Source organism: Clostridium sp. (genome assembly GCF_029258205.1).
GTDB lineage: Bacteria > Bacillota > Clostridia > Clostridiales > Clostridiaceae > Sarcina.
On record NZ_JARHZJ010000011.1, the window covers coordinates 23,262 to 31,623 of the forward strand.

General features: G+C 25.6%; 9 protein-coding genes. 1 reads left to right on the top strand and 8 read right to left on the bottom strand.

Annotated elements, in window-relative coordinates; translation table 11 throughout:
• The first annotated feature begins 90 nt into the window (after nucleotides 1–90).
• Nucleotides 91–1,563: a protein adenylyltransferase SelO gene (locus Q1J60_RS01370; RefSeq protein ID WP_300257470.1), complete on the top strand. Its 1,473-nt coding sequence runs from the start codon at nucleotides 91–93 to the stop codon at nucleotides 1,561–1,563.
• Nucleotides 1,564–1,644: 81 nt separating this feature from the next.
• On the opposite strand, the gene Q1J60_RS01375 is transcribed toward Q1J60_RS01370, so the two are convergent.
• The 8 genes from Q1J60_RS01375 to Q1J60_RS01410 all read right to left on the bottom strand — a co-directional run bounded on the left by Q1J60_RS01375 (nucleotide 1,645) and on the right by Q1J60_RS01410 (nucleotide 8,336).
• A complete protein-coding gene (locus Q1J60_RS01375; protein ID WP_300257472.1) occupies nucleotides 1,645–2,307 on the bottom strand; it encodes a glucosaminidase domain-containing protein in 663 nt (220 codons plus the stop codon).
• A 108-nt stretch (nucleotides 2,308–2,415) separates the two neighbouring features.
• Nucleotides 2,416–2,781: a ribosomal maturation YjgA family protein gene (locus tag Q1J60_RS01380; RefSeq protein WP_300257475.1), complete on the bottom strand. Its 366-nt coding sequence runs from the start codon at nucleotides 2,779–2,781 to the stop codon at nucleotides 2,416–2,418.
• A 123-nt stretch (nucleotides 2,782–2,904) separates the two neighbouring features.
• A complete protein-coding gene (locus Q1J60_RS01385; RefSeq protein ID WP_300257477.1) occupies nucleotides 2,905–3,363 on the bottom strand; it encodes a hypothetical protein in 459 nt (152 codons plus the stop codon).
• A gap of 62 nt (nucleotides 3,364–3,425) precedes the next feature.
• Nucleotides 3,426–3,857: a tRNA adenosine(34) deaminase TadA gene (tadA, locus tag Q1J60_RS01390; protein WP_300257480.1), complete on the bottom strand. Its 432-nt coding sequence runs from the start codon at nucleotides 3,855–3,857 to the stop codon at nucleotides 3,426–3,428.
• A 2-nt stretch (nucleotides 3,858–3,859) separates the two neighbouring features.
• Nucleotides 3,860–5,125, bottom strand: coding sequence for an HlyC/CorC family transporter (locus Q1J60_RS01395; protein WP_300257483.1), 1,266 nt, complete (start codon nucleotides 5,123–5,125; stop codon nucleotides 3,860–3,862).
• A 399-nt stretch (nucleotides 5,126–5,524) separates the two neighbouring features.
• Nucleotides 5,525–6,367: a hypothetical protein gene (locus tag Q1J60_RS01400; RefSeq protein WP_300257486.1), complete on the bottom strand. Its 843-nt coding sequence runs from the start codon at nucleotides 6,365–6,367 to the stop codon at nucleotides 5,525–5,527.
• Entirely contained in the window at nucleotides 6,357–7,661 is a 1,305-nt protein-coding gene (locus Q1J60_RS01405) for an AAA family ATPase (RefSeq protein ID WP_300257489.1), read from the bottom strand. The genes Q1J60_RS01400 and Q1J60_RS01405 overlap by 11 nt, the downstream gene beginning before the upstream one ends.
• 312 nt (nucleotides 7,662–7,973) lie before the next feature.
• Nucleotides 7,974–8,336, bottom strand: a complete 363-nt coding sequence (locus Q1J60_RS01410; protein ID WP_272479231.1) for a hypothetical protein — start codon at nucleotides 8,334–8,336, stop codon at nucleotides 7,974–7,976.
• Nucleotides 8,337–8,362: the final 26 nt, after the last annotated feature.

Here is an 8,362-nt window from a genome sequence, read left to right on the forward strand (position 1 = left end):
TCCATGTCTTGATATTATAACTAATTAAAGATAATATTAAGCTGTTTCTTATAAGAAAATTAAAATACTATAATTATTGAGGAGGTTAAAATGAAAATTAAAGATTTTGAATTAAAAACAGGTTTTAAATTACAAAACTCTTATCAGACTCTTCCAAATATATTTTTTAGTGAGCAAAATCCAAAAGGATCAAAAAATCCTAAACTTATTAAGTTTAATACTTCTCTTGCTGAAGAACTTGGACTTAATGAAGAAGTTTTAAATAGCGATTTTGGTATTAATATATTTGCAGGAAACCAAACATTCTCAGGAATTGTACCAATTGCTCAAGCTTATGCAGGTCACCAATTCGGTCATTTTACAATGCTAGGAGATGGTAGAGCTCTCTTATTAGGAGAACATGTAACCAAAGATTATAAAAAATATGATGTTCAATTAAAAGGTTCTGGTAGAACAATCTATTCAAGAGGTGGAGATGGAAAAGCATCTCTTACACCTATGCTTAGAGAATATATAATAAGCGAAGGTATGAATTATCTTAAAATACCTACAACTAGGAGCCTTGCTGTAGTTACTACTGGTGAGGATATTTTAAGAGAAGGACTTAAGCAAGGTGCTATATTAACAAGAATATCTTCTAGTCATATTAGAGTTGGAACTTTTGCTTATGCTGCTAATTGGGGTGATTTAGAGGATCTTAAAAGTCTTGCTGACTACACAATTGAAAGACACTTCCCTAATATAGCTAATAGTGAAAATAAATATATTTTATTTCTTCAAGAGGTAATAAATCGTCAAGCTAAACTTATTGCAAAATGGCAAAGTGTTGGATTTATACATGGAGTTATGAATACTGATAATATGTTAATATCAGGAGAAACTATAGATTATGGCCCTTGCGCATTTATGGATACATATAATACAAATACAGTATTTAGCTCAATTGATTATAATGGTAGATATGCTTATGGAAATCAACCTAATATGGCATTATGGAACTTATCTAGATTTGCTGAAGCCATGCTTCCTCTTCTAAATGATAACCTAGATGAAGCTATTAATATTGCTAAAAAATCAATATCAAACTTTTCTAAGCTATATAAAAAATATTGGTTCAATAAAATGAGAGCTAAACTTGGTATTTTCACAGAAAAAGAAAATGATCAATTATTAATTGAAGGACTTTTAAGCACAATGCAAAAATATGAAGCAGATTTTACTAATACTTTTGTATCTTTAACTATTAATAAATTTGAAGATGAAAAAATATTTAGTACTGATGAATTCAAAACTTGGTATTCTCTTTGGCAGAATAGATTAAAAGAAGAAAATAGACCAAATGAAGATGTAAGGAATTTAATGATGAATAATAATCCCTATATAATTCCTAGAAATCACTTAGTTGAAGAAGCTCTTAAAAACGCTGAAAAAGGTGATTTTACTTTTATGGATGATCTATTAAAAGCATTGAAAAAACCTTACAGTTATTCTAAAGATTTAGAAAAGTATACTAAGTTACCTAAGAAAAGTAATACTCCATATATAACATATTGTGGAACTTAAATTTTAATTATATAAAAGTGGGATATAAAAAGCTTTTATTTATAAACTTTTTATACCCCCAATTTTATATAGTTTCCTAAACTAAAATATATTAATTACCTCTATGTCTTTATTTCCTGAACCTTCAATCATTTCATTATACATACCAAGAATTTCTTCTCCATAAGTAGAACTAGGTGCCCAATTTTTGCTTAAATCAATTACTGAATTAGCTTTTCCAAATATTGAAGCAAAATGTCTAGGATCTTTTGTTTCAGCCTTTGGATATCCTTCTGCTCCTGCATATAAGGCTAAATGATCTAAGTGTGCCTTTACTCCTTCATTCCAACTTTTAAATTTCATATGAGCTTTAGGATTTTTATCGCTTCCACCCTTATTTGTTTTTAACCCACATGGGTTATGATATGAAGAATCTAATACTCCTCCAAAATTGCCATAAGCAGTTTCCTTAGCGGCTTGTACATATGCTAAAGCTGGATTAACCTCTCCATGTTCATCTGAATATTCCCAATATAAATCAGCTAATTCAATAAATTCTTCAGTAGCTCCTTTACTTTGAGCCCATTTTTTAGCATCATCAACTGTTATAAAGACATTAGAAACTATTGGTATATCCTCTTCAGTTTCTATTTGTATTTTTACACTCTGATTATCTGTTACATGAACCACATCTATGTTTATAAGTGTTAACATTACTAATATTGCTACTATTAAAGTTTCTATATTAAATTGATTTTCCTTCAAAATAGGATCCTCCTGCTATTACATAATATTCTCTGTAAAATAATATGCTATCCTATTCTTATTTATGTAAAAAAAAGTTAACACCCAAATTGAGCTCACTTAAAATAACTATTTTTTATTTATATCTTCCCAAAATATTAAAATTAAAGTTCCCACAAAATAGCATATAATATCCTTTACATCAAATGATGTACCTATGAGAATTTTAAAAAATCTACTATTTTGAAGATGTAATATATTAACTATTCTAAAGTATTGTAAAATTTCAACTAAAACACCAAATAAAAAGATATATATAGGCAACTTTTTTATTTTTCTTTTTATTATTGCTCTTATAAACGTGTATATAACCATTACAACTAAAACATCCCCTATATAAGGCCTAATAAAATTATCATGTACAAATAGTGCAATAAAAACCTCAATAATTAACAATATGAAAAAGACAACTAAATATCTTTTGTTTATTTTCATAAAAACACTTCTTTCAAACTAATTTCTTTAGATAAAATTTATATAAAAGCACTATAATTTTTATTAATTATAGCACATAAAGAAAAATCAGTAAGTAAATCTTTACTTACTGATTAAAAAATACTATGAAACCTTTAGTGACCTTATTTTACATTCTTTTTGTAAATAGTTATCTTTTATGTAGTCAAAAACTTCTTTGTAGTCCTCTTCACCATATTTTTTAACTAACATAACATTTAAACTTGTACCAAACCATACTCTACAGAAAGAATGATCTATCATTAATTTTGCCCCTTCTTTACCATTTATTCTTACATTCTCATCTTCTAATAATGTATTAAAGTGATTTATAAGTCCCATCATTATTCTGTCACCCATTTTAGGATCTTCATCAGCTATTGTAACGAAATAATATGCCCAAGCATATAAAAGGTTTTCTTCTATAGCTATTCCAGTAACTTTTTCTCCTATAGTTTCATTAAAACATCTATGCATATAGTAAGATAATTTTTTTATGTTTTCTTCAAATTTCTTTTCATAGAAATTCATTTCATATCCAACCATCATATCTAATTTACTCATAATTCACCCCCACCAATATTTGTATTTTCAGTATAACATAGAAAGGGCAAGTAAATCATTACTTACCCTCGCCTATCTTTAAAAAATTTTGTTAATATTTTACTACATTTTTCATCATTCACCCAAACTACTTCAAGAAAATGATTGAGATTATGATTTTGAAGAATATTAACAACAGAACCAGCTGCTCCTGTTGTATCATCAAAAGTACCAATATAAATTTTTGAAATTCTACTTTGAAGAATAGCTCCAGCACACATAGGACAAGGTTCTAAAGTAACATACATCTCACACCCATGAAGTCTCCAATTATTTAGTTTATTACAAGCTTCTCTTATAGCAAGAATTTCTGCATGAGCTGTTGGATCATTTAAGGTTTCCTTTAAATTATGAGCCTTCGCAATGACTTCTCCATTCTTTACTATCACAACTCCTACAGGAACTTCTCCCTTTTCTCTAGCTTTTACTGCCTCTTCCAAAGCTAAACTAAGCACACTTAACTCTCCTCTTTTTTTCTTTTATATGTGTAAACTCTAACCTTTTTCACCCTATTTCTATCTAATTCTTCAACAATAACTCTAAAGTCATTTGTTTTAACTTCTTCTCCAACCTTAGGCATTCTTCCTAAATATCCTATTACATATCCTCCAATAGAATCAAATTCTTCCGATTCTATCTCAAATCCTATCATATCACTTAAATCAGAAAGTCTTGTACTACCATCTACTACAAACTCATTTTCTTTAATAACTTCTATATCCTTATCTCTTTCATCGTATTCATCTTCAATCTCTCCTACGATTTCTTCTATTAAGTCCTCAATAGTAACAATACCCACTGTTCCACCATATTCATCTAATACCACTGCTATGTGATTTCTAGTTGTTTTCATTTCTGAAAATAGTTCTGTTATCTTTTTAAATTCAAAGGTTCTAAAAGGCTCTCTCATGTACTCTGTTACATTAAAATTTTTCTCATCCCTATCTAAAAGAATTAAATCTTTAACATTTAAAATACCAATAATATCATCTATTGACTCGTTATAAACTGGTATTCTTGAAAATTGTTCCTCTTTTATAACTTTTAATACTTCTTCATAGGTAGCTGTAACATTTACTGCAATAACATTTACTCTTTGAACCATTATATCTTTTACTTGAAGATCTCCAAATTCAAAAACATTGAATATCATTTCTTTTTCTTCAACTTCAAGAACTCCTTCTTCTTCACTTACATCAACCATTGTTTTTAACTCTTCCTCTGTTATAAATGGCTCACTTTTATTCAAATCGCCACCTAATAATCTTACTATTAGTGATGATATTGAAGAAAATAACCAAACAAAAGGTTTAAAAACTATAACCACTATATTTATTATAGGCGCTACAGCTAAAGAAACCTTCTCTGCATTTTGCTTAGCTAATGATTTAGGAGTTATTTCTCCAAAAATTAATACTAGTATAGTCATAACTCCAGTAGCTAAAGCAACTCCGCTATCACCAAATATTCTAAAAGCTAGAGTTGATGCTAATGATGAGGCACCTATATTAACTATATTATTTCCTATTAAGATTCCACCTAATAATTTATTAGGATCTTCTAATAATTTTTCTAATAACTTAGCTCCCTTTATCTCTTCATCAACCATATTCCTAACTCTTATTCTACTTAAAGACATTAAAGCTGTTTCTGATGCTGAAAAAAATCCTGATAAAATTATCAAGACAATAAGAAACACAATCTGAAACGTATATGGATCCAAGTAAACCACTCCTATTATTCTATATATTTTTCTTCTTTTTTATTTTCCTATATAATTATTATATTATACAAAAATTTCATAATAAATAATAATATTTAAAAAACTCCATATAAATATGGAGTTTTTTTACTACACAGTTAAAACTATGGTATCCCCAGTAGGAATATTTCCATAAATTTTTATAAATTTATATACAGTTATAAAACATCTATAAACCTACTTAAATACTATATTTGCAAGTGATTAAATATTCTTATAAAATCACTTGTATTTTCTTTTGTGTTTACTAATTGTCCCCTTTGTGTCCCTTTAATATAAAAATTAAATTTATTACACATTTATTAATAAATAGAATATTCTAATTCAAATAATTTATTTAATTATATTTTTATAAATCTTTTATTGATTAAAAAAATATAACTTTTCTTTATCGCCATATTTTTTTAGATTTGTCCACATTTTTGTATTTTTAAAATGCTCTAATGTAAATGAACATCTTAAAAAACTTTGCATTGTATCTATACCATAATCTTTCCCTCTGATTTTGGAACAATATACATTAAGCATATAAACAAAATCATGGCCTCTTGTAATATACAACAATTCTTCCAAAGTATATTTCTTTTTTCCATATTCATCAATATATTTACTTATAATATTTTTATTTGCTTTCCACAGTTCATTTTCCTTATTTTTAAAATCTACCATTTGAAAAAGTTTTGTTTTACACACAGTATTATCTTCCAACAATATATTATGTATAGGTATTTTATTTATATTAATTTCTAATTTATTTTTAGCATTATATCTTCTTAATAGACTTATATTTATAAGTCTATTAAGAATTTCTTCTCTTAGCTCCTCTTCATTTACTTCTTTAATGTAACATTCACAACATACATTTTTAAAACATTCTATTTCACTATTAATCATCATTTCCATACTAGAAAAATCATAATAAAAAATTCCTTTGGTATCTAATTCATCATCATAGTCTTTATCTATTATCCCTATAACATTATTCTTTTCTTCAAAAAATTTTTTTATAGATAGCACACCTTCTTTTCCTGTGAATGATTCTTTTAATAATACATCATTTTTTATAAATTTTCTAAGAAATTTATAATCATCCTGTCCTTCTACTATAATTACTTTCTTTGTTTTATTAGCACTTAAAAATAACTTTATCTCTGAAATAATATCTTTCTTAGTTATTGTGCTCCTTATAGAATTATTCCCCATCTATTTCACCCAAATCTATTTGATTTTCCCAATAATTGCTCAATATTTGTGGTGAATGTGTCGCAACTATAACATTTATATTTTTTTTCTCTAAAACTCTCAATACATCACTCATAAATTCTTGTTGCCAACTTATATGAAGAGATATTTCAGGTTCATCTATTAATAATAAACTTTCATTATTAATCTCAAATATTAAGTTATAAAATAACACTATCATTTGTTTTTCACCAGAAGATAACATTGATAACTTAACTTTCTCTCCTTGCATATCTACTATAGATAAACCTTTTTCTTTAGAAATTTTGATATTTTTAAATGCTAATTTAGTATTTATTATATCCATGAACAAATCAAATTTTTCTAACATACCTTCATATACTTGATATTTCTTATCAAAGTCATCAAAATAGATTTTTAATGCCTTTGCGTGTTCTTTTTTAAACATAATATCTTTTTCAAATTTAACTTCAGAAATATCATATACATTTAGTTTATCAAATTTCTTTCTAATATCTATTATTTTTGATTTGTATTCATTTTCTGTTAAACCAACATTTGTTGCAAATAATCTTACTGGATAACTACTATCTATTATATTAGCTTCTTTTGAATATTTTTGAGATAAATCACTGATTATACTTTTTATTTTTCTAGGTATATTATCTATTACTTCTGTTGTTCTATTTATTTTAGAGCCAACATATCTCGTATGTCTTTTTTTATAATCAACATCATTATATTCCATATCATTACTTAATTTTTTTATTAGTCTTTGCTCTTTTATAAAATAAACTTCCTCTGCATTGTCATAAAGTATTTTTATACCACTAACAACATTAATATCATTATCTATAATACTATTAAATTCAAAACTATCTACATTAAAATATTTGTTTATTAAAGTTTTAAAATATTCATTTCCATATTCCTTTTCTCTTTCTAATATTCTCTTTTCAATGTATCTTCTATTATTAATAGTTATACCATCAAATTCTTTATTAAATAAATTTTCTAATATAACACTAATATTTTCTTCATTTATAATTAATTCATTTTTCACTTTTTTTAATTTTACTTTTTCTTCATTATTTTTAAAATTCAAAGTAATTTCTTCAAAATTTATATCATAAAAATAACTCAGATTAACTTTATTTACAGCCTCTAAAATTTTTAATATAGTTGATTTTCCATATCCATTAGGACCTGTTATAATTATTAATTTGTTATTCTCTAAATTAATATTATAATCAAATATATTAAATAATTTTTTTATTTCAATACTCTTTAACACAACTAACCTCCTAAAATATTTCTTATTTTATTATAATATCCAATTAAAACTATGTACAGAAATTTAAATATATACTATATATTCTAATTATATAAATCAAATCTAATCATTACTTTATTTATATAGCTCTTTATACTTCTAAAATCTTTCAAGTTCTCTACACTATTTAGTTACAATCATCTCATAATCAATACATTCAATTTGAGCTTTCATAGTTTTATAATTGCTTAATAATTTTTTAATATTTTCTCTTTGTTCCTTAGTCATAAATCCTCTTAAATAATAAAAGCACTTACACTATACGTAAATGCTTTAAATTTTATATTCTATATTGTTCTTTTCATAGTAATTAATTAGTAGTTGCTCTACCTCTTCCATTGAATAAACCCTCTTATTTTTATCTCTAAATACATGACCTAAGTTAATATAAAACTTAAATACAGTATATAAATCAACCTTAATAATTACTGGTTTCTTAATCTTCCTTATGCTCTTATCAGTTTTCTTGCACTGAACTAAACCTAAATCTTTTTCTATATCAACTATAAGCTTATAATGGTCAAGATCACTTTTAATAAACTTACGTAAATTCTTTTCTTTTATGAAGAGGTCTTTTTTACTTAATCCCATTTGCTCGGCTCTTTTTAACATCTCATTTCTTAATTCATCACTCATAATACATACTCCTGTTAATTACTAAA

Excerpts from the sequence above, each read along its gene's own strand:
- Q1J60_RS01410 (WP_272479231.1), bottom strand. The coding sequence starts at position 8,336 with ATGAGTGATGAATTAAGAAATGAGATGTTAAAAAGAGCCGAGCAAATG.
- Q1J60_RS01385 (WP_300257477.1), bottom strand. The coding sequence starts at position 3,363 with ATGAGTAAATTAGATATGATGGTTGGATATGAAATGAATTTCTATGAA.
- Q1J60_RS01380 (WP_300257475.1), bottom strand. The coding sequence starts at position 2,781 with ATGAAAATAAACAAAAGATATTTAGTTGTCTTTTTCATATTGTTAATT.
- Q1J60_RS01370 (WP_300257470.1), top strand. The coding sequence starts at position 91 with ATGAAAATTAAAGATTTTGAATTAAAAACAGGTTTTAAATTACAAAAC.
- Q1J60_RS01400 (WP_300257486.1), bottom strand. The coding sequence starts at position 6,367 with ATGGGGAATAATTCTATAAGGAGCACAATAACTAAGAAAGATATTATT.